Annotated in this window: 22 protein-coding genes and 1 riboswitch; of the genes, 14 read left to right on the top strand and 8 right to left on the bottom strand. The window is 67.4% G+C overall.

Annotated elements, in window-relative coordinates; all coding sequences use genetic code 11:
* Nucleotides 1-15: 15 nt before the first annotated feature.
* From QFZ47_RS23995 to QFZ47_RS23985, 3 genes are read left to right on the top strand one after another with little or no spacing between them, the layout of a single operon-like run.
* On the top strand, nt 16-528 hold the full coding sequence (locus tag QFZ47_RS23995; RefSeq protein WP_307658018.1) for a peptidylprolyl isomerase: 513 nt from the start codon (nt 16-18) through the stop codon (nt 526-528).
* 51 nt (nt 529-579) lie between these two features.
* Nucleotides 580-1,350 carry a UDP-2,3-diacylglucosamine diphosphatase gene (locus tag QFZ47_RS23990; RefSeq protein WP_307659002.1) on the top strand — a complete coding sequence of 257 codons (771 nt, stop codon included), beginning with the start codon at nt 580-582 and terminating at the stop codon, nt 1,348-1,350.
* A gap of 8 nt (nt 1,351-1,358) precedes the next feature.
* Nucleotides 1,359-2,150 carry a M90 family metallopeptidase gene (locus QFZ47_RS23985; protein ID WP_307658017.1) on the top strand — a complete coding sequence of 264 codons (792 nt, stop codon included), beginning with the start codon at nt 1,359-1,361 and terminating at the stop codon, nt 2,148-2,150.
* A 71-nt stretch (nt 2,151-2,221) separates the two neighbouring features.
* On the opposite strand, the gene QFZ47_RS23980 is transcribed toward QFZ47_RS23985, so the two are convergent.
* Both QFZ47_RS23980 and QFZ47_RS23975 read right to left on the bottom strand, forming a co-directional pair.
* The gene (locus QFZ47_RS23980) at nt 2,222-5,152 is read right to left on the bottom strand and encodes a DUF349 domain-containing protein (RefSeq protein ID WP_307659001.1); all 2,931 of its coding nucleotides are present in this window, start codon (nt 5,150-5,152) and stop codon (nt 2,222-2,224) included.
* Nucleotides 5,153-5,281: 129 nt separating this feature from the next.
* On the bottom strand, nt 5,282-9,121 hold the full coding sequence (locus tag QFZ47_RS23975) for a DUF748 domain-containing protein (RefSeq protein WP_307658016.1): 3,840 nt from the start codon (nt 9,119-9,121) through the stop codon (nt 5,282-5,284).
* A 577-nt stretch (nt 9,122-9,698) separates the two neighbouring features.
* Here QFZ47_RS23975 and QFZ47_RS23970 point away from each other — a divergent pair.
* The 3 genes from QFZ47_RS23970 (at nt 9,699) to nrdR (ending at nt 12,458) form a co-directional block, all read left to right on the top strand.
* Nucleotides 9,699-10,550 (top strand): lytic transglycosylase domain-containing protein, encoded by an 852-nt coding sequence (locus tag QFZ47_RS23970; protein ID WP_307658015.1) that lies wholly within the window; start codon nt 9,699-9,701, stop codon nt 10,548-10,550.
* A gap of 17 nt (nt 10,551-10,567) precedes the next feature.
* A riboswitch (ZMP/ZTP riboswitch) is annotated at nt 10,568-10,692 on the top strand.
* A gap of 41 nt (nt 10,693-10,733) precedes the next feature.
* Nucleotides 10,734-11,993 carry a serine hydroxymethyltransferase gene (glyA, locus tag QFZ47_RS23965; protein WP_307658014.1) on the top strand — a complete coding sequence of 420 codons (1,260 nt, stop codon included), beginning with the start codon at nt 10,734-10,736 and terminating at the stop codon, nt 11,991-11,993.
* 21 nt (nt 11,994-12,014) lie between these two features.
* A complete protein-coding gene (gene nrdR / locus QFZ47_RS23960) occupies nt 12,015-12,458 on the top strand; it encodes a transcriptional regulator NrdR (protein WP_012748200.1) in 444 nt (147 codons plus the stop codon).
* 12 nt (nt 12,459-12,470) lie between these two features.
* On the opposite strand, the gene QFZ47_RS23955 is transcribed toward nrdR, so the two are convergent.
* The 6 genes from QFZ47_RS23955 to QFZ47_RS23930 all read right to left on the bottom strand — a co-directional run bounded on the left by QFZ47_RS23955 (nt 12,471) and on the right by QFZ47_RS23930 (nt 17,820).
* A complete protein-coding gene (locus QFZ47_RS23955) occupies nt 12,471-12,917 on the bottom strand; it encodes a type IV pilin protein (protein ID WP_307658013.1) in 447 nt (148 codons plus the stop codon).
* 44 nt (nt 12,918-12,961) lie between these two features.
* Nucleotides 12,962-15,202 carry a pilus assembly protein gene (locus QFZ47_RS23950; RefSeq protein WP_307658012.1) on the bottom strand — a complete coding sequence of 747 codons (2,241 nt, stop codon included), beginning with the start codon at nt 15,200-15,202 and terminating at the stop codon, nt 12,962-12,964.
* A gap of 50 nt (nt 15,203-15,252) precedes the next feature.
* Nucleotides 15,253-15,888, bottom strand: coding sequence for a PilX N-terminal domain-containing pilus assembly protein (locus tag QFZ47_RS23945; RefSeq protein ID WP_307658011.1), 636 nt, complete (start codon nt 15,886-15,888; stop codon nt 15,253-15,255).
* Nucleotides 15,889-15,956: 68 nt separating this feature from the next.
* Nucleotides 15,957-16,763 carry a PilW family protein gene (locus QFZ47_RS23940; protein ID WP_307658010.1) on the bottom strand — a complete coding sequence of 269 codons (807 nt, stop codon included), beginning with the start codon at nt 16,761-16,763 and terminating at the stop codon, nt 15,957-15,959.
* Nucleotides 16,760-17,347, bottom strand: coding sequence for a type IV pilus modification protein PilV (gene pilV / locus QFZ47_RS23935; RefSeq protein WP_370880610.1), 588 nt, complete (start codon nt 17,345-17,347; stop codon nt 16,760-16,762). Before pilV ends, QFZ47_RS23940 begins: the two co-directional genes overlap by 4 nt.
* A complete protein-coding gene (locus tag QFZ47_RS23930; RefSeq protein WP_307658008.1) occupies nt 17,293-17,820 on the bottom strand; it encodes a GspH/FimT family pseudopilin in 528 nt (175 codons plus the stop codon). The genes pilV and QFZ47_RS23930 overlap by 55 nt, the downstream gene beginning before the upstream one ends.
* A 196-nt stretch (nt 17,821-18,016) precedes the next feature.
* On the opposite strand from QFZ47_RS23930, the gene ribD reads away from it, so the two are divergent.
* The 8 genes from ribD (at nt 18,017) to tolQ (ending at nt 24,504) form a co-directional block, all read left to right on the top strand.
* A complete protein-coding gene (gene ribD, locus QFZ47_RS23925; protein ID WP_307658007.1) occupies nt 18,017-19,144 on the top strand; it encodes a bifunctional diaminohydroxyphosphoribosylaminopyrimidine deaminase/5-amino-6-(5-phosphoribosylamino)uracil reductase RibD in 1,128 nt (375 codons plus the stop codon).
* A gap of 55 nt (nt 19,145-19,199) precedes the next feature.
* Nucleotides 19,200-19,865, top strand: a complete 666-nt coding sequence (locus QFZ47_RS23920) for a riboflavin synthase (RefSeq protein WP_307658006.1) — start codon at nt 19,200-19,202, stop codon at nt 19,863-19,865.
* Nucleotides 19,862-21,016 carry a bifunctional 3,4-dihydroxy-2-butanone-4-phosphate synthase/GTP cyclohydrolase II gene (gene ribBA / locus QFZ47_RS23915; RefSeq protein ID WP_307658005.1) on the top strand — a complete coding sequence of 385 codons (1,155 nt, stop codon included), beginning with the start codon at nt 19,862-19,864 and terminating at the stop codon, nt 21,014-21,016. The genes QFZ47_RS23920 and ribBA overlap by 4 nt, the downstream gene beginning before the upstream one ends.
* Nucleotides 21,017-21,029: 13 nt before the next feature.
* Complete coding sequence (ribH, locus tag QFZ47_RS23910; RefSeq protein ID WP_307658004.1) at nt 21,030-21,497, top strand: 6,7-dimethyl-8-ribityllumazine synthase; 468 nt, start codon at nt 21,030-21,032, stop codon at nt 21,495-21,497.
* Nucleotides 21,494-22,045 (top strand): transcription antitermination factor NusB, encoded by a 552-nt coding sequence (gene nusB, locus QFZ47_RS23905; RefSeq protein ID WP_307658003.1) that lies wholly within the window; start codon nt 21,494-21,496, stop codon nt 22,043-22,045. Before ribH ends, nusB begins: the two co-directional genes overlap by 4 nt.
* Nucleotides 22,046-22,133: 88 nt before the next feature.
* Complete coding sequence (locus tag QFZ47_RS23900) at nt 22,134-23,330, top strand: pyridoxal phosphate-dependent aminotransferase (RefSeq protein ID WP_307658002.1); 1,197 nt, start codon at nt 22,134-22,136, stop codon at nt 23,328-23,330.
* Nucleotides 23,327-23,785: a YbgC/FadM family acyl-CoA thioesterase gene (locus QFZ47_RS23895; RefSeq protein WP_307658001.1), complete on the top strand. Its 459-nt coding sequence runs from the start codon at nt 23,327-23,329 to the stop codon at nt 23,783-23,785. Before QFZ47_RS23900 ends, QFZ47_RS23895 begins: the two co-directional genes overlap by 4 nt.
* Nucleotides 23,782-24,504, top strand: a complete 723-nt coding sequence (gene tolQ / locus QFZ47_RS23890; RefSeq protein ID WP_307658000.1) for a protein TolQ — start codon at nt 23,782-23,784, stop codon at nt 24,502-24,504. Before QFZ47_RS23895 ends, tolQ begins: the two co-directional genes overlap by 4 nt.
* Nucleotides 24,505-24,518: the final 14 nt, after the last annotated feature.

Genomic DNA, 24,518 nt, shown 5'->3' with positions numbered 1-24,518 from the left:
AGGAAGGACTCCCCCATGAGCAACCCCAAAGTCGAACTGCACATCAAGAACTACGGCGTGATCACGCTCGAACTTGACAGCGCCAAGGCGCCGAAGTCGGCCGAGAACTTCGTCAACTATGTGAAGAACGGTCACTACGACAACACGGTGTTCCACCGCGTGATCCCGGGCTTCATGGTGCAAGGCGGAGGCTTCGAGCCCGGCATGAAGCAAAAGCCCACGGGCGCCGAAATCGAGAACGAAGCCAACAACGGCCTCAAGAACGACAACTACACCGTGGCCATGGCCCGCACCAGTGCGCCGCACTCGGCCACCGCCCAGTTTTTCATCAACATTGCCGACAACGGCTTCCTGAACCACACCGCCCCTTCGGCACAGGGCTGGGGCTACGCGGTGTTCGGCAAGGTCACCGGCGGCACCGACGTGGTGGACAAGATCAAGGCCGTGAAGACGGGCCGCAAGGGCTTCCACGACGACGTGCCGCTCGAGGACGTGGTGATCGAAAAGGCCGTTCTCGTCGCGGAATAACGAACGGATGCCACGCGGCATGAGCGCAGCGCCAAGGGTGCACCAGTGAACATGGCGGCACATCCGGCTTTCAAGGAACTGCTCGCACCGCCCGCGTGGCGCACCGTCGATCTGATTTCCGACCTGCACCTGCAGGCCGACGAGCCCGCCACCTTCGAGGCCTGGCGCGGCTATCTTCAGACCACGCCGGCCGATGCGCTCATCATCCTCGGCGACCTGTTCGAAGTGTGGGTGGGCGACGACGCAGCCGCCCTGCCCGGCTTCGAGGCCGAATGCGCCGAGCTGCTGCGCCGCGCGGCCGAGCGGCTGCCGGTGTACTTCATGCACGGCAACCGCGACTTCCTCGTCGGCCCGGCGCTCGCCGCCCAATGCGGCTTCACGCTGCTGGGCGACCCCACGGTGCTGGTGCTGCATGGCGAACGCTGGCTGCTGAGCCACGGCGACATCCTTTGCCTGGACGACACCGACTACCTCAAGTTCCGAGCCCAGGTGCGCACGCCCGAATGGCAGGCCGCCTTCCTGGCCAGGCCGCTGGCCGAACGCCGCGCGCTCGCGCGCTCCATGCGCGCGCAAAGCGAAGACCGCAAGCGCAATCCCTCGGCCGTCTGGGCCGATGTGGACGGCGGCGCCGCGCGCCAGTGGCTGCAGCAGGCGCGCGCACGCACGCTTGTGCACGGCCACACGCACCGCCCGGCCGATCACGACCTGGGCGACGGGCTCCAGCGCATCGTGCTCAGCGACTGGGACGCCGCGGCCCGTCCGCCGCGCGCGCAGCTGCTGTGCCTTTCCAGCGCCGGCGCGCAGCGCGTCGACCTGCGCTAGCGCTAGCGATGTTCAAGTGGCTGCGCCGGTTGCGCGCCCTGCCTCCGATTCCCGATGCCGCCTGGCGCGCCACGCTCGAGCGCTATGCCTTCCTTGGCGCACTGTCCGTCGCCGCGCAGCAGCGGTTGCGCACCCTGGCAGCTGAATTTCTGCGCGACAAGGAATTCCATGGCACCCAGGGCTTCGTCATCACCGACGAGGTTGCACTCGCGATTGCGGCCCAGGCGGTGCTGCCGGTGTTGAACCTGAAGGGCGGGCTGGACTGGTACGACGATTTCGTCGGCATCGTGGTCCATCCGTCGGAGGTCGTCGCGCGCCGGAAGATCGTCGACGACGCACAGGTGGTGCACGAATACGACGAGGTGGTGTCCGGCGAAGCGATGGACCGCGGACCGGTGATGCTGAGCTGGCAGGACGTGCTCGCGAGCAGCATCACGAGCGAGGGCGGCTACAACGTGGTGATCCATGAATTCGCCCACAAGATCGACATGCGCGCAGGCGATGCCGACGGCTGCCCGCCGCTGCCGCCCGGCTTCGCGGGCAGGCGCAGCGCACGCGAGGCCCGGGCCGCCTGGCTCGCCGTGCTGCAGCCCGCCTACGAAGACTTTCGCGAGAAGACCATCCTGGCCGAACGCTTCGGCGCGGAGCCGCCCTGGCTCGACGACTACGGCGCAACCTCGATCAGCGAATTCTTCGCCGTGGCCTGCGAGGCCTACTTCGTGAACCGCGCGGCCTTCGCGCGGGACTTTCCCTCGGTGCTCGCGCTCTTCGACGAATTCTTCGGCCGCGGCAAGCCCTGATCGCCGCGCGGCCGAGCAAAAGAAAAGCGCCCCACCGGGCGCTTTTCCTTTTTGAGCGGACCGACGCCCGCTTACTTGCGCAGCAGCGCCTTCAGCGCATTCTGCAGGCGGCGCGCACTCGCGGCGTCATGGGACGCAGCCAGCACCTTGCCGGCATCCTGGCCCCAGGTCTGAACCGGCGGCGGATCGCCGCGCTTGGTCAGCAGCTTGAGCTGCAGCGCGCGGCGGGCTTCGAGCTGCTCCGCAGGCGTCGGCACTTCGGCGGCCATTTCGAGGCGCAGCAGTGCTTCTGCGGCTTCATCGGGCGCGGCCTTGGGCGCCGAGCCAATGGCCTGGGACCAGCCGCTGCGCACCGCGGGCGTGACCGCGCGTCCGAGTTCCTGCACGCTCGGCAGCCGCGAGGCGTCGCGCTGTTCCCATGCGCCAAGCACCTGCGTCAGCGCTTCGCCATGGGCCTGGGCCGCGAGCTTGCGCAGCGCGAGGTCGGCGCGCTCGAGTGCTTCGCGCTGGGCACGGAAAGCCGCGTCGCCGAGACGCGGACCACGGTCCTCGAAGCGCGGCGGACGGTCGCCGAAGCGTCCGGCCGGCGCACCGCGGTCGCCGCGGCCGTCGGGACGCGGTGCTCCGCGATCGCCCGGGCGGCCAGGACCGCCCGGCCCCGGACGGGCACCGTCGCGCCGATCACCGAAGCGGCCGCCCGCGCGGCCCGCAGGCACGGCCTCGGCCTTCTTGTTGCCGGGGCGATCGTCGCCGCGCACGGCAACCACGGGCTTGGGAGCGGGCTTCGGCGGTGCGGGCGGCGCCTCGGCCTCTTCGGCCGCGGCCGCTTCGCCGGCTTCGTGCGCCGCGCCGTCGGAGCGCGCCGATGCGTCGGCACCGTCGGCCGGTGCAACGAGATCGGGGCCGGCAGCAGCATGTGCCGGGGCAGGCGTGCCCGGCAGGGCTTCCGCATCGCCAGCGCCCGGCGCCTGTTCGGCGCTTTCGCTGAACTCGGCCGCAGCCTGTCCGGGCGCAATCACTTCGGTGGCACCCACGGCGGGGCCATCGGTGGAAGCCGCGGGCTCAGGCCTGGCAGCGGCAGGTGCCGGCGGAGGCGCTTCGCCACGCAGCGCCGCTTCGAGCCGCGCGATGGCGGCGCGGATCTTCTGCACGTCGCCGCCGGCGTTGGCCGCGTCCAGCGCCTTGGAAGCCTCGAGCACATGGCGATCGTGTTCGCTCATGGCAGACGAGACCTTTTCGCGCTCGGCCGTCTTGCGGTTGAAGGCTTCGTCGATGGGTGCGCGGAACGCGTCCCACAGCTTCTGTTCGTGGCGGCGGTCGAGCGGCACGCTCTGGGCTTCAGCCTGCCAGCGCTGCTGCAGTGCCTTGACGGCATCGATGCGCAGCATCGGCTGGGCACCGAGTTCGGCGGCCTCGGCGATCATGGCCTGGCGCCGTTCGATGCTGGCCTTTTGCGCTTCCTCGAAAGGCGCGCGCGCGGCACCGAAGGCTTCGTTCCATTGCGGCTGCAGTTCGGCAAAGACTTTCTCGCCCACGTGGCCGGCATCGCGCCAGCGGTCGGCAAACTGGTGCAACGCGCGGTTGTGCGCCTTCAGGTCGGTGGCGCCGGCATGCTCGGCCGCCCAGGCCCTGACCTCCTCGATCAGCGCCACGCGGTGGGCGCGATGCTCCGCCGCATCGGCGCGAACCTTCTCGAGCCAGGCCTCCACTACCTTGTGGGCTTCGTTGCAGGCTTCGTCGAAGCGCTTCCAGAGCGCATGGTTGGGCACGCCGCCCTGGTCGGCCTGCTTCCACTGGTCGCGCAGCGAGCGCAGCGTTTCCTGCATCTTGCGGCCGCCGAGCGCTTGGCCTTCGGGACGCTTGAGCAGGCCTTCGGCCTTGGCGACGAGGTCTTCGCGCACCTTGTCGGCACTCCAGCGCTGCCAGCCTTCGAGTTCGCCGGCCGCGACCAGCGCCGCATGCACGCGCGCTTCGAGCGGTGCCTCGACCAGCTTGCCGTGTTCCTTCAGCACCGCGCGCAGCGCGGCGGCCGCGCCGGCGCTGGCCTTGCCGTGGCCCTCGGCGGTTTCCTGTTCGAGCTTGGCCAGGGCGGCCTGCACGGCGTCCTGCGCCGCTGCGCGAACGGCCGGATCGACCTTGGGTGCGGCGGGCTTGGCGGGTGCCGCCTTGGGTGCGATCACCTCGCCGCGCGCGGCGCGCAGTTCGTCGGCCCACACCGGCACCGGCGGCAAGGCAGCCGCAGGATCGGCGGCCGCGGCCTGCGCCTGGGCCAGCGCCGCATGGAATGCATCGGAGACGACCAGCAGCTGCGCCTTCGACGACTCGAGCTGCGGGGCAAACCTGGCGTCCAGGCTGTTCCAGTTGGCATCGGCCGTGATGTCGGCCGCCTGCTGCTGCCAGTGGGTCACATCGGCGCGCAGCGATTCCTCGGCGGCCTGCGCGTCCTGCCAGCCCTTGGTCGAGAGCACTTCGAAGCGCTGGGCCAGCAGCACGGCGGCCTCGCGGTGTACCTGGGCACGGTGCTGCAGGTCTTCGATGCCCTTGACGCGTTCGGCCAATTGCACCTTGAAACCAGCCAGCGGCTCGCGCGAGAGCGGCGCACCGGCCTTGGCGGCATCGCGCTGCCAGGCGAGCGCATCGGCGATGTTGAGCTTGGACTGGGCCAGCAGCGCCTCGGCCCTTTGCGCCCATTCGGCGGCGATGGCTTCCTGGCCCTTGGCGCGCTTGAGTTCGTCGAGCTTTTCGCGCAACAGGCGCGCCGCGCCCTTGTCGCGGCCGCTCAGCTCCTTGAAGACTTCCTGCATCTGCTCGGGCGCGGGGTTGCCCGCGAGCCAGTCGCGGATGCGCGCGGCGCGCTCGCCCGAAGTTGGCGCGGTGAAGGCGCCGCCGGTGAGCGTGTCGAGGGACTGGAGGTCGTGTGGCTTGGAAGAAGTAGAGGTCACTTGCGCGAAATCGTTGTCTGAAGAGAGAAAGCGAAGGCGCCGGCAAAGGCCGGCGCACATCGACATTTTCACCCAGTTGTGGCGGGCGGTTGAATTCCATGCCGCAACTGCAGCCAAATGGCTGCCGAAAGCAGGCACGGGTTGGCTACATATATAGCGGGGCGGCGCGAAAAACCAAGTGCTTGTTCGTCACTTCATGGCCAGGTCGAGCTCGGCGCCGGGCTTCCAGTCGGCACCGGTCGCCTTGGTTTTCACGGCGCCGAGGAACAGGCGTTCGCTCGGCAGCTTCTGGGCCAGCAGGTAGTCGCGCACCACGGCGCCGCGCTCCACGGCCAGCTGCCGCATCGACTCTTCGTCGACCGGAATGCTCGCGAGCAGCAGGTTTTCCATTTCCTTCACCGGCAGGTCCTTGGCCAGCCCGACCATGTTGCGCGGCTTGGTGATGTCGGCGCGCTTGTACACGGCGCTCAGCAGTTCGGGATATTCGGCATCGGTCACGGGCGGCACGTCGGTGCCCTCCTGGCCGCCGCGCACCGCCACGCGCCGCTTCTCGGCCTGGGCGAGCTGGCGCAGGCGCTGGCGCTGGTAGGCCTCGCGCTCCTGCTCGAGGCTGGCGGTGCCGACCACCGTCATCCGCAGGCCCGGGCGCTCCGTCAACGCCTTGACGACCTTGTCCAGGCTCTCCCTGGCAGAGGCGCCGAGCACGGAACTTCCGGGCTCGAAAGTGACGGTGCTCGACTCGCCGCTGCCCCCGCCGAGTCCGCCGGTCAGCAGGCTGAACGGCGAGGTCACGGCCTTCACGATCAGGTTGACCACCGCCTTGACGATCAGCGGGCCGATGCTGAATTGCGGATCGTTGAGAGAGCCCCTGAGCGGCAGGTCCACGTCGATCACGCCGTTGCGGTCGGCCAAGAGGGCCACCGCGAGCCGCACCGGCAGGCTGTTGGGCGCACCCTCCACTTCGTCGCCGAACTGCAGCTGGTTGAGCACCAGCTTGTTGGAGGCCGTGAGCTGGCCATCGGGCGCGATCTTGTAGTTGACGTCCATGCTCATCTTGCCGCGCTCGATGCCGTGGCCGGCGTAGCGCACCGAGTACGGCGACAGCGGCGCCAGGTCCAGATCGCGCATCTTGGCGGTGATGTCGAGTTCGAGCGGCTTGGCCAGCGGGTTGAGCTTGCCGGTGATTTCGAGCGCGGCGGTCTGCTGCGCCTTGCCGCGCAGTTCCAGGTCGGCCAGCGCGGGACGGCCGCCCTCGCCCTTGGGCGGGTTCGACGAGAAGGAACTGAGCTTGCCAGTCAGTTCGCTCAGGTCGGCCGAGTAGTTGGGCTTCACGAACAGGTCGGTGAAATCGACCCGGCCGTTGACCAGGCTCATCGGGCCGAAATTGATGACCGGCTTGGGCCCGGAATCGGCCTCGGCCTGCGCGGCTGCGACGGGCAACGAGGCCGGCTTTGCCGGTTCGGGTCCGCCGCCGACCATGGCCTCGGCCGACACCGGGGCGCCGCCCTGCTGCTGCTGCTGCTGCTGCTGCTGCTGCTGCTGCGGCCCGCCCCGGGTCGTGGTGGTGGTTCCACCAAGGCTGCGGCGGGTCTTGACCTCCGCGCTTGCCGCTGCGGCGGCGTTGGCGTCCGCCTCCCCCTTCTTGGTGAGGTTCACCAGGTTGAGCCGGCCGGTGGGATCGACGATCACGCGGGCGAAGAAATCGGTCAGCGTGGTTTCCCGCACATCCACCGCCGGTGCGGCGTTGGGCGCCATGCTCACCTGCAGTCCGCGCAGGCTCAGGGTCTTCCAGCTCAGCAGTTGGTTGGTGTTGCGGTCGAAACCCGGCGACTGCGTGAGCGAGATGCTGTTGGCGCGGAAGTCGTCGAGCGCCGTGTCGCCGGCCAGCTTGATCGTCATGCCGGCCGGGGTGCTCGCGTAGCGCACGGTCCCCTTGTAGCTTGCGAAGGCGCGGCGGATGTCAACATTGAGCGCGTCGGCGTAGTAAGCCTTGAAGGCGTGGGCGGGAAACGACGCCACTTCGAGCCGGCCCTCGGCCGACAGCGGCTTGAGCACCACGTTGCCCTTGTAGTCGAAACGGCCCGGCTCCGAACGCCGCGAACCGATGCGCCCCGACACCTGCAAGGGCGAAACCGTGCCGGTTTCGGGCGCGACCTTCTGCGCCTTCAGGCTGAACGCCGTGATCTCGACGGCCACCGGCGTGGCGCTGGCCTTGTCGGCATAGGAAAGCGTGCCGTTGTCGACCGCCAGGGTGCCGATGGTCAAGGCCCAGGGTTTGGTGTTGGCGCCGGGCGGCGCCGCTTCGGGGCCTGCGCCGGCGGGCTTGGGCGCGGCGGCCTTGGCCTGCGCCGCCCCGCCGTTGGCCGGTACCTTGAGCCAGCGCTCGAACATCCAGCGCTTTTCGCTGTCGCGCTCGACCTGCACCTTCGGATTGGTGGCGGTGAACGAGGCCACGTCCAGCGTGTGCTTGGTCATGTCGACCTCGGCGTCGACCAGCTCGAAGCGGCCGACACTTGCCAGCGCGGTCTTCTGCTGTGTGAGCGCCAGGCCGTCGACGGCCAGGCGCCGCGCCTTGAACCGGAGGTCGGGCGCGGCCCAGGCGATGTCGATCTGCCCGCTGAGCTTGCCGTCGAGCGTGGGCTCCAGGCTGTGCGCCAGGTAGGGCGCCGCCAGCGACAGCGGCAGCGCGTCGACTTCGGTCTGCACCTCGGCCACCTTGTCGGTGGCGTTGCCCTGGAACTTGAGCGTTGCGCCGCTGATGGCGGTGCTGCCGCTGAACCGGGCCGGCTTCTCCATGGGCCAGGTGACGCCGGCCAAGTCAAGGCCGAGCGCATTCATTTCGATGGCCGCGGCGGGCTGGACCGTTTCATCGCGCCATCCGATGCGCCCGCCACTCAGGGCCACCTTGTCGACCTGGACCTTCAGCTTCGGCTTCTCCGGTGGCTTTCCGTCCGGGGCGCTGGCCGCGGCGGCGGGGGGCGGGGCCACCTTTTCTGCCGCCCCGGTGGCCGGATCGGTGGCAAGCAGGTTGAGCTGGCCGTTCGCGTCGCGCGCGACCGCGAGCTGCGGATTGGCCAGCGCGACCTCGCTCAGGTGAAACACCGCCTCCAGCGGTCGCACGTCGGCCAACGCCAGCTTGAGCGAATCGAAACCCAGCAGATCCCGGCCTCTGGCATCGCCTAGCTTCGCGCTGTGCGCCTCGATGGTGCCGGTGATCTTGAGACCGGCGGTGGCGGCTCGCTCGAAATCGATCTTCAGGTCGGCATCGAGGCTGCCCGCCTGCAGCTTCACGGGCAGGCCGCCCGGGATGTAGCCTAGGTACGGCACCAGGTCGAGCCCCTTGAACTGCACATGGGCGTCGGTCTTGCGGCTTTCCGCGAACGGCGTGGTGAGGGCGGCCGAATCGAACTTGCTGCCGTTGAGCGCGAAAGCCAGCTTGGGCTCGGTGTTGATGTCGCGCTTGGAGGCCAGATTGCTCAGGAACGGCACGTTGAGCACGAAGCCGCGCAGTTCGTGCCTGCGCTTGACGGTCTGGTCGTCGAAATCGACCGCGCCGTCCTTGATCGAGATGTTGTAGATCGCAAAGCGCGCCGCCTCGGCCTTGGGATCGCGTGGCGGGCTGGCCGCGAGCTTGGCCAGGATGTCGTCGATGTCGTACTTGCCGTCCGCGAGGTGCGTGAGCAGGATGGCCGGCGCCTCGACCGTCACCGCATCGATCACCGGCGCCAGGCGCAGGATCGATTGCAGTTCTGCGTCGGCATAGATGCGCTTGACCGCCACCTGGGGCCGGCTGCCATCGGCCGTGGCTATGCGCAGGTCGTGCAGCGCGAGCTCGAGGGTCCAGGGCTTGAAATCGATCTTGCCGACGGTGACCTGCCGGCCGAGCTTTTCGCTCGCGATCTTCTGGAGCTGGCTCTTGGCGATCGGCGGCACCGCCAGCCAGGCAATGGCCCAAAGTGCCAGAAGAGAAAGCAACGCGACGATCCCACGTCGCACCCATCTATTTTGTTTGAGCGAAGCTACATCCATCGCGGGAGTGTGCCGCAAAGACGCAGGGAGCCAGAAACAAGAAAGCCCGGCAATTCGACCAAAAGTCTCATTGCCGGGCTTGATGGCGGGCCCAAAACCCATGCCATCGCTTCGCGCGACCGGAAGTCAATGGTTCCTGCCGTGCTGGCAGCAAGAGATTGCCGCCATGGATCCTCCATCGTTCCAGCCCTTGACTTGCACCTTGGGCTGCCGGATTTCGGAAAACCGCCTGAGAACTCAGGCGTGTTCAGATTAGGCGCCCCGACGCCGCATTGCAATGCCCTCTCCCAAGGGATTTCCCTAGGGTATTGTTTAAATATGTAATCACATAAGGGAATAGCCTCTTATACTTGACCGGGTATTTAGCCACGCTAGAATCCGCCCTGCCCCTGGCTGCCTCAGACCCAGCAGGGGCCACCTGAATCCGCTGCCGAGTTCCCCCGGCTTGATCAGGCCGCCGCGCTCCCACCCCTACACCTCCACGCGCGGAGCCTGATTCGTACCAATCCAAGCGCCGCTGCCTTCATCCATCGCCTCACCGGCGCTGCGAACAGGTGCCGCACAGAAAGGAAGAGCGATGAACAAGGCGTTTGATGCCACAGCCCGCGGGCTGAGGACCTTTGTGTCCGATGTGGCAGACGGCTTTTTTGAAATCACCCACAACGGGTTTGCACTGGTTGGCTTGGCCATCGTGTTCGCGGCCCTCGCCCTGGTGGCGCGGCCTGACCTGCGCAAGACCGGCGAGGAACAGCTCATGGGCTGGCTGCAGTCGCGCAAGCCCGCGCCCGAAGCCACCGACCTGGAGCCGACCGCCATCGTGCGCACCACGGCCGCGAGCCCCGGCGACCTGCCCAAGCAGCAGGCCGCGGTGGCTTATTGGCTCAGCAAGAAGTACCGCGTGGCGGCCGAACCGCTGAGCGTGCTGGTTGCCGAGGCCTACCAACTCGGCAAGCGCACCAAGCTCGACCCGACGCTGATCCTGGCCATCATGGCCGTCGAATCGAGCTTCAATCCGTTTGCCCAGAGCCACGTGGGCGCCCAGGGCCTGATGCAGGTCATGACGCGCGTGCACGGTGACAAGTACGAAAGCGCGGGCGGCACGCTCACCGCCTTCGACCCCGTGACCAACATGCGCGTGGGCGTCAAGGTGCTGCAGGAATGCATCGCCCGCGCCGGATCGCTCGAAGGCGGCCTGCGCTACTACGTGGGCGCCGCCAAGCTCGAGGACGATGGCGGCTATGCCGGCAAGGTGATGGCCGAGCACGAACGGCTGCAGCAGGTGGCCAACGGCCGCAATCCCCCGACGACGATGCCCGCGGCGCCCATCGTGCGCGCGCAGCCGATTCCCGTTGCCGTGCCGCCCAAGCCGCAACATGTCGCCGAGCCGGCAGACCCCCAGAAAGTGGCCCTGCTTTCGGAAGTTTCCTGAGCCCCTGCGCTACACTTCACCCCGTACGCGACTGGCGATAGGCGCAGCACCTCACGGTGCCCTGCGCTGACGTGGAATACCACTGGGAAGCGTGCCGCCTGGCATCCATACAGGCGTTCAGCCGTTCGCCTGGGCAGCCCTTGTTTGGTTGAAGAACAAGGACCTCGTCTTCAAAGGACTGCCATGTACAACCGCAATATCCTGGTCGAACAGACCGATCCCGAAATCTGGGCTGCCATCCAGGCCGAAAACGCGCGCCAGGAACACCACATCGAGTTGATCGCGAGCGAAAACTACGCCTCGCCGGCCGTCATGGCCGCCCAGGGCTCGCAGCTCACCAACAAGTACGCCGAAGGCTACCCGGGCAAGCGCTACTACGGCGGCTGCGAGCACGTCGACGTGGCCGAGCAGCTGGCCATCGACCGCGTCAAGCAGATCTTCGGCGCCGATGCCGCCAACGTGCAGCCGCATTGCGGCGCCTCGGCCAACGAGGCCGTGATGCTCGCCTTCCTGAAGCCCGGCGACACCATCATGGGCATGAGCCTGGCCGAAGGCGGCCACCTGACGCATGGCATGCCGCTGAACATGAGCGGCAAGTGGTTCAACGTGGTGAGCTACGGCCTGGACGCCAACGAAGCCATCGACTACGACGCGATGGAACGCAAGGCGCACGAGCACATGCCCAAGCTCATCATTGCGGGCGCTTCGGCCTACTCGCTGCACATCGACTTCGAGCGCTTTGCCAAGGTGGCCAAGGACGTGGGCGCGATCTTCATGGTCGACATCGCCCATTACGCCGGCCTGGTGGCCGCGGGCGTGTACCCCAACCCGGTGCCGCATGCCGACGTCGTCACCTCCACTACCCACAAGAGCCTGCGCGGCCCGCGCGGTGGCATCATCTTGATGAAGTCGCAGCACGAGAAAGCCATCAACAGCGCGATCTTCCCGGGTCTGCAGGGCGGCCCGCTGATGCACGTGATCGCCGCCAAGGCCGTCGCGTTCAAGGAAGCCATGGCGCCCGAGTTCAAGGCCTACCAGCAGCAGGTGGTCAAGAACGCCCGGATCGTGGCCGACACCCTCACCGAGCGCGGCCTGCGCATCGTGAGCGGGCGCACCGAAAGCCACGTGATGCTGGTGGACCTGCGCGAAAGCTCGGTCTGGAAACATGGCATCACCGGCAAGGAAGCCGAAGCCGTGCTGGGCAGCGCCCACATGACGATCAACAAGAACGCGATTCCCAACGACCCCGAAAAGCCGATGGTCACCAGCGGCGTGCGCATCGGCACCCCCGCCATGACCACGCGCGGCTTCAAGGACGAAGAGGCGCGCATCACCGCGAACCTGATCGCCGATGTGCTGGAGAACCCGCGCGACGCCGCCAACATCGATGCGGTTCGCGCCAAGGTCCACGCGCTGACAAGCCGGTTCCCGGTCTACCGCTGATTCCGAAGAAAACGTGACCGCATGAAATGCCCTTTTTGCGGTCATCTTGAAACGCAGGTCGTCGAGACCCGCGTTTCGGAAGACGCCGACTTCGTGCGCAGGCGCCGCCAGTGCAGCGCCTGCGACAAGCGCTTCACCACCTATGAGCGGCCGGACGTCAACTTTCCGGTGGTCGTCAAGAAGGACGGCAGCCGCGCCGACTTCGAATCGGGCAAGGTCCGCGCCTCGATGATGCTCGCGCTGCGCAAGCGGCCAGTGAGCATCGAGCAGATCGACAATGCCCTGCTGCGCATCGAGCAGAAGCTCCTGGCCAGCGGCCTGCGCGAAATCGATTCGACCAAGGTGGGCGAACTCGTGATGCGCGAGCTCAAGAAGCTCGACAAGGTGGCCTACGTGCGCTTTGCCTCGGTGTACCGCAGCTTCGAGGACGTGGACGAGTTCCGGCAGCTGCTGCGGGACATCTGAAGAGCCCCGCGCTCAGCGGTTCCAGCAGGCCTGCACCAGCGCATTCGAAGCGCTGGTCTGGCCGGCCGCCAGCTTGACGCCCTGCTGGTCCACCGTGAGCGTTCTGCATTCGTCGGCGGCCGATGCGCCCTGCGGCACGGCCCGCAGCGTGTAGCTGGTTGCGTCTCTTGCCGCATAGCTGATGGTGTAGTTCGCCGTGCCGGACGACGGCGCCTGGTTCAGCCCGGCCGGCAGCGCAACGGTTGCCGGGGGATATTGGCCGTTGGCCGTCAGGTAGCGCTCGTTCCATTGCGCCGCCTGCAGCAGCTGCTGCTTGGCATCGGCGCGCTTGGCCCGCAGCACGTAGCGCGTGTAGCTCGGGTAGGCTATCGCGGCCAGGATGGCGATCACGGCCGTCACGATCATGAGTTCGACCAGCGTGAAGCCGCGCGGGCGAATCCGCTCTTTGCGGGCCTGCATTTCAGGATATTTGTTCATGGCTTGGGTCCGCTGCGGCGTCAATTTCACGAGATCAGGTTGCGCCAGCCGAAGCGGCGCACGGCTTGCGGCAGCTTGGTCTCGTTGCAGCCGCCGGCCGCATTGCAGACCACGTGCTTGCCTTTTTCCGCGGCGTTCTGCGGCCGAAAGACGATGTCGTCCCGGCCCGAATGATTCCGGAAGCCGAGGTAGCTGCCCACCGCGCTGGTGGATCCGTTGTAGGCGATGCCGTCGGGGACGACGCCGCTGAAGAAGTCGATCACCATCGAATAGCCGTCGTCGCTGGTGCCCGGCGCGCAATCGAGCGAATTGCTGGCAGAGCCGGGAATGGTGGTCGAGAACAGGCCCGCGCTGCCGCTCAGTGCATCGCCCGGGTAGACGATGCGTTCGCCGGTGGTCCCCAGTTGCAGGTACCAGCCGCGCTTGCCGCCCGAACCGCTGTAGCTCACGCCGTGGCTCGATGCGGTGCGGAATTCGACGTCGCCTTCCTTGACCGTGTCGGCGCCGATGGTCTGTGCCACCAGGTCGGCCAGCGCCGCGGTACCCGTGCTGCCGTTGGCGCGGTCCCAGACGCCATACAGGTACTGCTGGGCCGTGCTGCTTTCGTCGCCGGAGGCAAACAGCCGGCCGGTGCCGAACATGACCATGTAGCCGCCGCGCGGATGGTCGGCGACCAGCGGAGGGGCCGTGATCGGCTGCGTGGCGCCGGCGGCGAACAGCGGCGTGTTGTCCAGGCTAGATGCGGTGGCGCCGGAGCCCAGGGTGGCCTTCCAGTCGCTGCTCTTGGCGCTGCTCAGGTCGAACTTCCAGAGGTTGCCGAGCAGATCGCCGGCATAGACGTAATCGACCCTGCCGTCGCCGTTGCTGTCCACCACCTGCGGCGCCGACAGCCCGTTGCCGGTGCCGGCGGCCTGCGTGGCGGGCGCGGGGATCTTCAGCACGGACTTGTCGCCATCCAGATACTGGATCCACAGCATCGCCTTCTCGCTCGTGCTGTTGTAGCCGTTGCCCAGGATCACGGCCCTGCGGCCGTTGTTGAGCGGTGCCACCTGCAGCGCGCGCCTGGAAAAGGAATCGAGCGCGGGTTGCTGGAACTGGTGGCCCAGATCGTCGTCGGCGAGCGCGGTCGTGTCGATCCCGGCCACGTCGGCGGCGTCGGACTCGCCAATGTTCTCGGGCTTGGTGACGTCGAGCACGAAGTAACCCTTGCCGCCCGCCCCCAGCGTGCCCACGAGGAAGGACTTCCACAGCGCCGCCTTCTCGGTATCGGTGGCCTTGGCGTCGTCGGCCGAACCCATGTAGATGTCTGCCACGAACGGGCTGCCGTCGACGTAGTACCCGTGCGAGTAGGTGCTCTCGCTGAGCTTCTTGAGACGGGGCGCCGCCGCCGTGCCGTAGAGGCCTTCGGGCACGTAGGCGAACGCCTCCTGGCCGGTGCCGGCATTGAAGGCGTGCAGCATGCCGTCGTTGGCACCGACGTAGGCCATCGGCGTGCGGGCGATGGTCGAAGCGAATTTGGCGTAGCCGTCATGGGTGAAGCCGCTGCCGGGCTGCCCCACGTACCGGACGCTGGAGCCCACGATGTCGCCCAGCACGTGGCCGCGCTTGCGCAGGCCCAGGCCTGCAGAGCCCTCGTTGCTGCGGTCGCCGCGCAGGAAATCGAGCACTGCCTGGCCGAGCGCGGTGCTCGCGGTGTCGGTGCCGGTGCTTCCCTTGAGCGCGGCCTTCTGCGCGTCGCTCAGGTTGGCCCACCGGAACGGCACGCCGGCACCGGTGGCCGCGGCACTGGTGGCCGTTGCCGCGGCGGTGCCCGAAAAGCTCAGCACCTTGCGATTGCCGTCGTACGCGCCTGAGACTGCCATGCGCGCATCGAGCAGCTCGCGCGCCGACCACGCGGGCGTGGCGGCCAGCTTGCCATTGCTGCCGAACGGCGTGGCAGTCAGCTTGCCCGACCAGTCGGCCGTGTCGTAGCCGGCCTGGTAGGCGGCCGTGGCGGTCGATACCCTGGAGCCGCTGGCGGAGATCGAGGTCAGCGAGGTGCGGGTGTTGAACGGCGTCTGCGCCCGGATGGATCCAGAGGCGTTGCGGGGGGTCTGCGCACCGACGCACCTGCTCCTGTTGTTGTTGATCGCCTGCGAGAAGTTGCGTACCCGGTCGCCGGGGATATCGGCCACCGGCTCCTCGACCCCAGCGTTGCGCGGCGCCTGAGCCAGTGGGTATTGCGCGGCGTGGCCGGCGGTCTGCGCGAGCACCAGGCCGCACAACATGGTGTTTCTCGAAAACCTGTGGATGTTCATATCTATTTTTCTCGCCACGCTCAATTCACTATCCGGACCGCGGCCGGGTCGAAGGACATCTGCAACACCACTCGCGTGCCGCCAGCCGTGCTCGCGGTGCGCGCGCCGGTGGAGAGCGCGGTGACCCGGTACAGGGGCTCGTCACTGCGGTGGCGGTCGATCACCTCGATCCAGTACCTGGCGCTGGCGAAGGCCGGACTGCCGGCGTCCGGCGCGCCCGTGAATTGACCGTAGGCGGCGGACTTGTCCGCATACGCGGCACGGGCCCAGAACCTGTAGGCCTCGCTGCCCGAAGCGGCACTCACGGAATCGGTCCCGGCGAAGTAGCAGATGCCACGCTCGCAGCTGTTGGCGCCCTCGCCCACATAGGCAGTCACCCAGCCGCCGGTATCCCGATCGGGGAAAACGCGGCCATCCGCGGCCTTGCGGCAAGGCGAGGTCACGAGCGCAGAGCACGTCACGTAGGCCTGGGTCGTGGCGTCGAAGGCCAGTTGCCGGATGTCGCGCTCGGCATCCAGCAGCGCAGCTTCGGCGGCCTCGAAGGCACGCTGGTATTCGCGCTGGTTGCCCGCCACCGATTCAAGCAGTTGGGCCATCTGCGCGCCGCCCACCGAGAGCAGTGCAGAGAGCAGCAGCATGATGAGCACGATGAACAACGAGAACCCACGCTGCCCCAAGCAGAGCGAAGATGAAGCGACACGAAGTGTGCGAAGAATGGGCGTGGTCATAGATTCCGCAGTGCGAACACCGCCGTGTAGACGCGGCGCAGCCTGCCGTCGCCGCTGGTTCGCGACGAACCATCGCAATCGACGTAGCTACCGCCCGGGTTGCTCCTGGAAGTGCCCGCGAGCTGCAGGCACACGCGCACCGTGCGAACCTGATCGAAGCTCCCGACATTCGCGGCCGTCACGTAGCGCACCACCCGCTCACTTTCCGCAGCACCGATGCCGTACATGACGTCGAAGCGCTCGACGCCGTCGATGATCGGCTGCGGCACGGTATTGCCGCTGCCCTTGCACCGAAGGGTGCCGTTGACCACCGAGAACTCGCTGGTGATCAGGCGAACGTTCCTGGCGTCCGCGGGACTGGCGGACTTGTATCCTGCCCCCGCCGAATTCTTGGCGTCCTGGCCGAGGCAGTCCTTGAAGTAATCCGGATTCGGCGCATAGCCGACCTTGAGCGTGTCGTTCACCGAACGGCCTACCGACTCCTGCCCCTTGATCGCGAAGAAAACTGGTTCGCCCGCGAGATTGGTGTCCTTCTGCGCGCCGACATCGAAGTAGTACAGCGGCCCGGTGGCATCGATCGGAAAGTAGCCGGCTTGCCGGATCTGCTGGCCCAGCAGCCTGAATGCCAGCGCCGACGATTGGTGCAGCGCGTTGACATCGTCGCCCGTCATGACGGCGCTGCGCGTACCGAGCACGCTGGTAATGGCGGCCAACACCACAAGCAGGCCGATGATCAGCGCGACGAGGATTTCGACCAATGTGAAGCCGGCTTGGCGGCGGCAGTGCGTGAGAGACTTTTTCATGGCTGGGGCACTGCGACGATGGCTTCCTGGCAGACCTTGCCAGCCGGGCAGTTCCAAGCCGAATCCGGTGTGATCGGGTTGATGGCGGCGGGCTCGTCCCAAGCGATGTGCACGAACAGCAAGCCGCCGACGCCCGTTTTGCTCTGCACGTCGGCCACTCCGCCCGGTAACGCGCTCGACACCCTGCGCTTCCAGCCCCACAGATCGTGGGCCGCCAGCTGAATGGCCGTGCAATTGGCGCTGGCCCCTGCACACGAGGGGGTCGGCTCGGTGGAGCTCGCCGCCGTCCAGCCGGCCACATAGGGACTGCCAGATGCGGTGCCCGCCACCGGGTTCGCGCGGATGCGATCGGCCATGTCGCCGGCCAGTTGCGCAGCGATGTTCTGGTTGCTTGCTCCCACGCTGTCGGAGAGCACGCGCAGGTGGAAGCCGGCCAGCGCGAACAGGCCGAACGAGAGCACGAGGACGGCCACTAAGGCTTCGAGCATTGAGAAGCCCGCTTGCTCACGCAGCGTGCGAATCGAACCGCTTAGCACGTCCCTCTCCCCTTCTGCAGTCGAATGCGTCCACCAAGCGCCGCACATACGGCGGCGATATTGGGTGAATCCTCATTCCCCTCCGGATGAAAACTGAAACCCGCGACGCCTGCAGAACGACCCATGGCATCGAAAGATATGGGACCGAGAGCGCTTTTCTCGACCGCGACGCGCCCGTCGGGGTCTTGCCGCCGAAGAGTTTCAAATCCATCGCCGACACCGACCACAGTGTCCCAACCGCAGCTCCAGTCCGCGCCGCTGCACTCCGCGCGCTGCCGGATGGTCACGGTTTCTCCGCGACGAGCTGCCTCTGCGCGCGCGTGGCTCACGCTTGCCATCAAGGCCGAGGCCATGCGCTCGACGCGATACTTCTCGATCAGGCCGTTGAAGTTGGGCAACGCAAATGTCAGCAGGATGCCCAGCAGTGCGACAGCGACCATCATTTCGACCAGCGTGAAACCGCATGGCGTTCCGCATCCGCGGGAATGCGCCCTCACGGACGCGCAGAATCCGTTTTTCATGTTGTACCGTCCGCCGGCTCGCCGAAGTGGCTGGACGGCGGGCGTTTCTCCCTGATTTCAATTTTCAGAAAATTCTATTTGGCGAATTCTTATTGACCACCCATTGAACGACGAACGGTCGAAATAAACAGATCAATGGATCACGGGTTTCAATTGTTTTTAAATTGATTTAAAAATAGATTTGATTCAATAAAAAATGACAAATGCAAATGAAATTGTGAATTTCATGACCCAGGCCCTCGATCTCGCACGCCAGGCCGGGCCAGAGACCGATCCCAATCCGCGCGTCGGCTGCGTGCTGGTGGACGCGAATGGCGCGGTGATCGGCCAGGGCCGCACGCAGCAGGTCGGCGGCCCGCATGCCGAGGTCATGGCGCTGCGCGATGCCGCGGCGCGGGGCCTTTCGGTCGCCGGCGCCACCGCCTTCGTCACGCTCGAGCCCTGCGCGCACCACGGCCGCACCGGCCCCTGCTGCGATGCGCTGGCCGCGGCCGGCATCGGCCGGGTCGTGGCATCGATCGCCGACCCCAACCCGCTGGTCGCCGGCCAGGGCTTCGAGCGGCTGCGTGCCGCGGGCGTGGCGGTCGGGGTGGGACCGGGCGCGGAGGAGGCGCGCGAACTCAACATCGGTTTTTTCAGCCGCATGGTCCGCAAGACGCCCTGGGTGCGGCTCAAGGCTGCCGCCTCGCTGGACGGCAAAACCGGCCTGCGCAACGGCGTGAGCCAATGGATCACCTCGGAACCGGCGCGCGCTGACGGCCACGCCTGGCGCGCCCGGGCCGGCGCGGTGCTGACCGGCGTGGGCACGGTGCTGGAGGACGACCCCCGGCTCGACGTGCGGCTGGTGCAAACCAGCCGCCAGCCGCATGTGGTGGTGGTCGACAGCCAATTGCAGACCCCGCCCGGCGCGCAGATCTTCATGGCTGGCCGGCCGGTCTGGATTTACGCTGCGGCGCCGGACGACGCCAAGGCCGCCGCGCTGGAAGCGCGCGGCGCCACCATCGCCTATCTGCCCAACGCGCAGGGCAAAGTCGACCTGGCGGCGATGCTGCGGGATCTCGCCCGGCGCGAGGTCAACGAACTCCACGTCGAGGCCGGCCACAAGCTCAATGGCTCGCTGCTGCGCGAGGGCCTGGTCGACGAGCTGCTGGTGTATCTGGCGCCCAAGCTCATCGGCGACGGGCTCGACATGGCTTCCGGCATTCACACCGGCGGGCCGCTGGCCGACCTGGCCGGCGCGCTGCCGCTGGAATTCAGGACCATCGAGCGGATCGGGCCGGACCTCCGGATCGTGGCCCGGGTCGCGGGAAGGGACGCTTTCTAGCGGGCGAATGCAGGCGCTCGCCGGGCGGACCCAGGATGTCTGCGAAAATGCGCGGATGTTCACCGGAATCATCACCGGCGTGGGGCGCATCGCCGCCATCCACGACCTCGGCCCCTCCTCCTCCTACGGCAAAAGACTCGGCATTGCGGTGCCCGACGGCTATCTTGACGACGTCGGGCTCGGCGACAGCATTGCGCTCAACGGCGCGTGCATGACCGTGACCACGCTCGACCCTGCCCGGCAGCAGTTCACCATCGACATCTCGGCCGAATCGCTCGACAAGACCGCGGGGCTGACCGCGGAAGGCGCCCGCATCAACCTCGAGAAGGCGCTGCGCGCCAGCGACCGGCTGGGCGGCCACATCGTCTCCGGCCATGTGGACGGCATCGGCACGGTGAGCCACTTCGCGCCGGTCGGCGAAAGCTGGGAGCTGCGCGTGGTGGCGCCACTCGCGCTCGCGCGCTTCCTGGCGTACAAGGGCTCCATCACGATCAACGGCGTGAGCCTCACGGTCAACAGCGTGAACGACATCGCCGATGGCGCCGAGATCAGCATCAACCTGATTCCGCACACGGTCGACAACACTTCGCTGGGCAGCCTGCAGGCCGGTTCGAAGGTCAATCTCGAAATAGACACCGTGGCGCGCTATGTGGAGCGCATGCTCCAGGCCGGCGTCCTGGTGCCGACCCCTTCCACGTATTCCAAGGACACCGCCGAATGAACGCTTCCGTCACGCCCATCGGCGCACCCCGCGGCACGCGGGCGCCCGCGCCGATTTCCCCGGTCGAGGAGATCGTGGCCGAGCTCGCCGCCGGGCGCATGGTGATCCTGGTGGACGAGGAAGACCGCGAAAACGAAGGCGACATCGTCATTGCGGCCGACCACATCACGCCCGAGGCCATCAACTTCATGGCGCGCCACGCGCGCGGGCTGATCTGCCTCACGCTCTCGCGCGAGATGTGCGAGCGGCTGCAGCTGCCGCCCATGGTGTCGCGCAACGGCGCCAAGCATTCGACCGCCTTCACCGTCTCCATCGAGGCGGCCGAAGGCGTGACCACCGGCATCTCGGCGGCCGACCGCGCGCGCACCGTGCAGGCGGCCGTGGCGCGCAACGCCGTGGCCAGCGACCTGGTGCAGCCCGGCCACATCTTCCCGCTGCAGGCGGTGGACGGCGGCGTGCTGATGCGCGCCGGCCATACCGAAGCCGGCTGCGACCTGGCCGCGATGGCCGGCTGCTCGCCCGCCTCGGTGATCTGCGAGGTGATGAACGAAGACGGCACCATGGCCCGCCTGCCCGACCTGCAGCTCTTCGCGGCCGAGCATGGGCTGAAGATCGGCACCATTGCCGCGCTCATCGAGCACCGCAGCCGCGTCGAATCGCTGGTTGAAAAGGTCGGTTGCCGCGAGATCCAGACGGCCTGGGGCGCTTTCACCGCGCATGCCTTCATCGACAAGCCGAGCCGCGGCGTGCACCTGGCGCTGGTGCGCGGCCAGTGGGCGCCCGAAGACACGGTGTCGGTACGCGTGCACGAGCCGCTGTCGGTGCTCGACGCGCTCGAGATCAACCGCTCCCTGCACTCGTGGAGCCTGGACGCCAGCCTCGCGCACATCGCGAACGAGGGCAAGGGCGTGGCCGTGCTGCTCAATTGCGGCGAAACGGCCGGCGAACTGCTCGCGCAATTCGACGGCACCGCGCGCCCTGCGCAAGCACCCGAGCGCGGCCGCATGGACCTTCGCAGCTACGGCATCGGCGCGCAGATCCTGCGCGAATGCGGCGTGCACAAGATGAACCTGCTCGGCACGCCGCGGCGCATGCCGAGCATGGCCGCGGGCTACGGGCTCGAGATTGCCGGCTACCTCACCAAAGACTAAAGACTGACACGACATGCAAGGCGCAAACAAGGGAGCGGATGCAAAGCCGCTCGACGGAAAAGGGCTGCGCATCGGCATCGTGCAGGCGCGCTTCAACGCCGACATCACCGATGCGCTCGCCGCGGCCTGCCTCGCCGAGCTCGAGAAGCTGGGCGTGGCCGCGGACGACATCCATCATGTGCAGGTTCCCGGCGCGCTCGAAGTGCCGGTGGCCCTGCAGGCCATGGCCGTGCGCGGCGGCTACCACGCGCTGGTGGCGCTGGGCTGCATCATCCGCGGCGAGACCTATCACTTCGAACTGGTGGCCAACGAATCGGGTGCGAGCGTGAGCCGCGTTGCGCTCGACCACCGCCTTCCCATCGCCAACGCGATCCTCACGACCGAAAACCTGGCGCAAGCCGTCGCCCGACAGACCGACAAGGGCCGCGACGCGGCCCAGGTGGCTGTCGAAATGGCGCAGTTGCTGGCCTCTCTCAAATGACCGAAGACAACGACAACAACAAAGCAGCCGGCGCCAAGCCGCGCCCGGCACGGCAAGTGCGTACCGGCCTGACCAGCACCGGCGCGCGCAAGGCTTCGGCCAAGTCGAACCGCAGCCGCGCACGCGAATTCGCGCTGCAGGCGCTCTACCAGCACCTGGTGGGCCGCAACGACCCGACCGATATCGACCACTTCACGCGCGACCTCGCAGGCTTTCACAAGGCCGATGCCGCGCATTACGACGCGCTGCTGCACGGATCGATCGAGGGCGCCGAACAGCTCGACGCATTGATCCGCCCGCTGCTCGACCGCAAGTTCGAAGAGATATCGCCCGTCGAGCATGCCGTGATGTGGATCGGCGTGTACGAGTTCCAGCACTGCCTGGACGTGCCATGGCGCGTGGTGCTCAACGAGTGCATCGAGTTGGCCAAGGAATTCGGCGGCACCGACGGCCACAAGTACGTCAACGCCGTGCTCAATGGCCTGGCACCGCAATTGCGCGCCGCCGAGGTCGAGGCCGACCGGGCCTCAGGCAAGGCGAGGACGTGAGGAGCGCCGCCCGGCCGCCCGAAGGCGCTCGCCCCCTCGCTTGCGAGGGGGGTGGCGAAGGCGCGCAGCGCCGTAGCCTGGGGGTGCAATGAGGATCTCGGCGCGCGCACAGCGCATCGAACCCTTCTATGTGATGGAGGTGGCCAAGGCCGCCGGCGTGCTCGCGCGCGAGGTGGCCCACACCGACCGGCCGATGATCTTCCTGAACATCGGCGAGCCCGACTTCACCGCCCCGCCGCTGGTGCAGGAAGCCGCTGCGCGCGCCGTTCGCGCCGGCGCCACGCAGTACACACAGGCCACCGGCCTGGAGCTGCTGCGCGAGCGCATCAGCGGCTGGTACACCCAGCGCTTCGGTGTCGACGTGCCGGCGCGCCGCATCGTGGTGACCGCAGGGGCCTCGGCTGCGCTGCAACTGGCCTGCCTGGCCTTGATCGAGTCCGGCGACGAGATACTTCTGCCCGATCCCAGCTACCCCTGCAACCGCCACTTCGTGAGTGCCGCGGATGGCAAGGCCGTGCTGATACCCACCACCGCCGAAGAGCGCTTCCAGCTCACGGCCGCCAAGGTCGAGGCCGCCTGGACCGACAGGACGCGCGGCGTGCTGCTCGCCTCGCCCTCCAACCCGACGGGCACCTCGATCGCGCCCGATGAACTGCGCCGCATTCACGAGGTGGTGTCGCAGCGCGGCGGCATCACGCTGATTGACGAGATCTATCTCGGCCTGTCCTACGACGATGCCTTCGGGCAGACGGCATTGGCCATCGACGACAACGTCATCAGCATCAACAGCTTCAGCAAGTACTTCAACATGACCGGCTGGCGCCTGGGCTGGCTGGTGGTGCCCGAAGCGCTGGTGCCAGTGGTCGAGCGGCTGGCGCAAAACCTCTTCATCTGCGCGAGCACCGTGTCGCAGCATGCAGCGCTGGCCTGCTTCGAGGCCGAGAGCATTGCCGAATACGAGCGCCGCCGCGCCGAGTTCAAGGCGCGCCGCGACTGGTTCATTCCGCAGCTCAACGCGCTGGGCCTGAACGTGCCGGTGGTGCCCGATGGCGCCTTCTACGCCTGGGCCGATTGCACCGCCGTCGCCGAGAAGCTGGGCATCTCGGGAAGCTGGGATTTCGCCTTCGAAACCATGAAGCGCGCCCATGTGGCCGTGACGCCGGGCCGCGACTTCGGCACGGCCGAGACGGGCAAGTTCGTGCGCTTCTCCACCGCGAGTTCGATGGCGCATCTGCAGGAGTCGGTCGAACGCCTGCGGGCCATGATCGCGAACCCGGCCTCATGAGCTACGCGTTTCCGATCCGCGTCTACTGGGAAGACACCGACGCCGGCGGCATCGTCTTCTACGCCAACTACCTCAAGTTCATGGAGCGCGGCCGCACCGAATGGCTGCGCTCGCTGGGCGTGGAGCAGCGAAAGCTGCGCGAGGAAACCGGCGGCCAGTTCGTGGTGAGCGAAACCCAGCTCAAATACCATCGCCCTTCCCGGCTCGACGACGAACTGCTGGTTACAGCCGATCTCAAACAATTGGGTACCGCGTCGTTGATAATCGGTCAACACGTGCTATCAAAAACAGAGCAAGAGCGAACGGGAGCCGCGGCGCCCGTTCTGCTGTGCGAAGGCACGATCCGCATCGGCTGGGTGGATGCCTCCACATTGCGCCCCGCGCGGATACCCACCCAAATTGCGGGAACCCTCGAGCGCTGCGGCGGCTCCATGACTCAACCTTTCAAGCCATGAACCAAGACCTCTCCATCATCAATCTCCTGCTCCATGCGAGCTTCGTGGTGCAACTGGTCGTGCTGCTGCTCGTGATCGTCTCGATCGCCAGCTGGGCCGCGATCATCCGCAAGTACTTCGCGCTGCGCCGCATGCGCGCGCTCAACGACGATTTCGAGCGCGAGTTCTGGTCGGGCACCAGCCTGAACGAGCTGTTCGCCTCGGCCGCGCAGAACGCCAAGTTCGCCGGCCCCATGGAACGCATCTTCGCTTCGGGCATGCGCGAGTACCAGAAGCTGCGCGAGCGCCACGTGAGCGACGCCCCCACGCTGCTGGATGGCGCCCGCCGCGCCATGCGCGCGAGCTTCCAGCGCGAACTCGACGCGGCCGAGCACAACCTGTCGTTCCTGGCCACCGTCGGTTCGGTGTCGCCCTACGTCGGCCTGTTCGGCACGGTCTGGGGGATCATGCATGCCTTCACCGGCCTGGCCGCATTGGCGCAGGTGACGCTGGCCACCGTGGCGCCCGGCATTGCGGAAGCACTGGTGGCCACCGCCATCGGCCTGTTCGCCGCCATTCCGGCGGTGGTGGGCTACAACCGCTTCGCGCGCGAGATCGACAAGATCGCCATTGCCCTCGAAACCTACATCGAGGAGTTCTCCAACATCCTGCAGCGCAACCTCTCGGCCAACCCGGCCGCGGTGGCGTCGGCAACCGCGGCGGCTCCGGCCAACCGCTGAGCGGAGGTTCCAGC

This window comes from Variovorax paradoxus (assembly GCF_030815975.1).
In the GTDB taxonomy this organism is placed as follows: Bacteria; Pseudomonadota; Gammaproteobacteria; order Burkholderiales; family Burkholderiaceae_C; genus Variovorax; species Variovorax paradoxus_N.
Note: the sequence above shows the minus strand (reverse complement) of the source record. Positions and strands in the feature narration are given on the sequence as shown.

Excerpts from the sequence above, each read along its gene's own strand:
- QFZ47_RS23930 (WP_307658008.1), bottom strand. The coding sequence starts at position 17,820 with ATGAAAAACGGATTCTGCGCGTCCGTGAGGGCGCATTCCCGCGGATGC.
- QFZ47_RS23985 (WP_307658017.1), top strand. The coding sequence starts at position 1,359 with ATGTTCAAGTGGCTGCGCCGGTTGCGCGCCCTGCCTCCGATTCCCGAT.
- QFZ47_RS23995 (WP_307658018.1), top strand. The coding sequence starts at position 16 with ATGAGCAACCCCAAAGTCGAACTGCACATCAAGAACTACGGCGTGATC.
- ribBA (WP_307658005.1), top strand. The coding sequence starts at position 19,862 with ATGAACGCTTCCGTCACGCCCATCGGCGCACCCCGCGGCACGCGGGCG.
- QFZ47_RS23980 (WP_307659001.1), bottom strand. The coding sequence starts at position 5,152 with ATGTGCGCCGGCCTTTGCCGGCGCCTTCGCTTTCTCTCTTCAGACAAC.
- ribH (WP_307658004.1), top strand. The coding sequence starts at position 21,030 with ATGCAAGGCGCAAACAAGGGAGCGGATGCAAAGCCGCTCGACGGAAAA.
- nrdR (WP_012748200.1), top strand. The coding sequence starts at position 12,015 with ATGAAATGCCCTTTTTGCGGTCATCTTGAAACGCAGGTCGTCGAGACC.
- tolQ (WP_307658000.1), top strand. The coding sequence starts at position 23,782 with ATGAACCAAGACCTCTCCATCATCAATCTCCTGCTCCATGCGAGCTTC.
- QFZ47_RS23955 (WP_307658013.1), bottom strand. The coding sequence starts at position 12,917 with ATGCAGGCCCGCAAAGAGCGGATTCGCCCGCGCGGCTTCACGCTGGTC.
- QFZ47_RS23975 (WP_307658016.1), bottom strand. The coding sequence starts at position 9,121 with ATGGATGTAGCTTCGCTCAAACAAAATAGATGGGTGCGACGTGGGATC.
- QFZ47_RS23900 (WP_307658002.1), top strand. The coding sequence starts at position 22,134 with ATGAGGATCTCGGCGCGCGCACAGCGCATCGAACCCTTCTATGTGATG.
- pilV (WP_370880610.1), bottom strand. The coding sequence starts at position 17,347 with ATGTGCGGCGCTTGGTGGACGCATTCGACTGCAGAAGGGGAGAGGGAC.
- QFZ47_RS23990 (WP_307659002.1), top strand. The coding sequence starts at position 580 with ATGGCGGCACATCCGGCTTTCAAGGAACTGCTCGCACCGCCCGCGTGG.
- nusB (WP_307658003.1), top strand. The coding sequence starts at position 21,494 with ATGACCGAAGACAACGACAACAACAAAGCAGCCGGCGCCAAGCCGCGC.
- glyA (WP_307658014.1), top strand. The coding sequence starts at position 10,734 with ATGTACAACCGCAATATCCTGGTCGAACAGACCGATCCCGAAATCTGG.
- ribD (WP_307658007.1), top strand. The coding sequence starts at position 18,017 with ATGACAAATGCAAATGAAATTGTGAATTTCATGACCCAGGCCCTCGAT.
- QFZ47_RS23895 (WP_307658001.1), top strand. The coding sequence starts at position 23,327 with ATGAGCTACGCGTTTCCGATCCGCGTCTACTGGGAAGACACCGACGCC.
- QFZ47_RS23940 (WP_307658010.1), bottom strand. The coding sequence starts at position 16,763 with ATGAAAAAGTCTCTCACGCACTGCCGCCGCCAAGCCGGCTTCACATTG.
- QFZ47_RS23950 (WP_307658012.1), bottom strand. The coding sequence starts at position 15,202 with ATGTTGTGCGGCCTGGTGCTCGCGCAGACCGCCGGCCACGCCGCGCAA.
- QFZ47_RS23920 (WP_307658006.1), top strand. The coding sequence starts at position 19,200 with ATGTTCACCGGAATCATCACCGGCGTGGGGCGCATCGCCGCCATCCAC.
- QFZ47_RS23970 (WP_307658015.1), top strand. The coding sequence starts at position 9,699 with ATGAACAAGGCGTTTGATGCCACAGCCCGCGGGCTGAGGACCTTTGTG.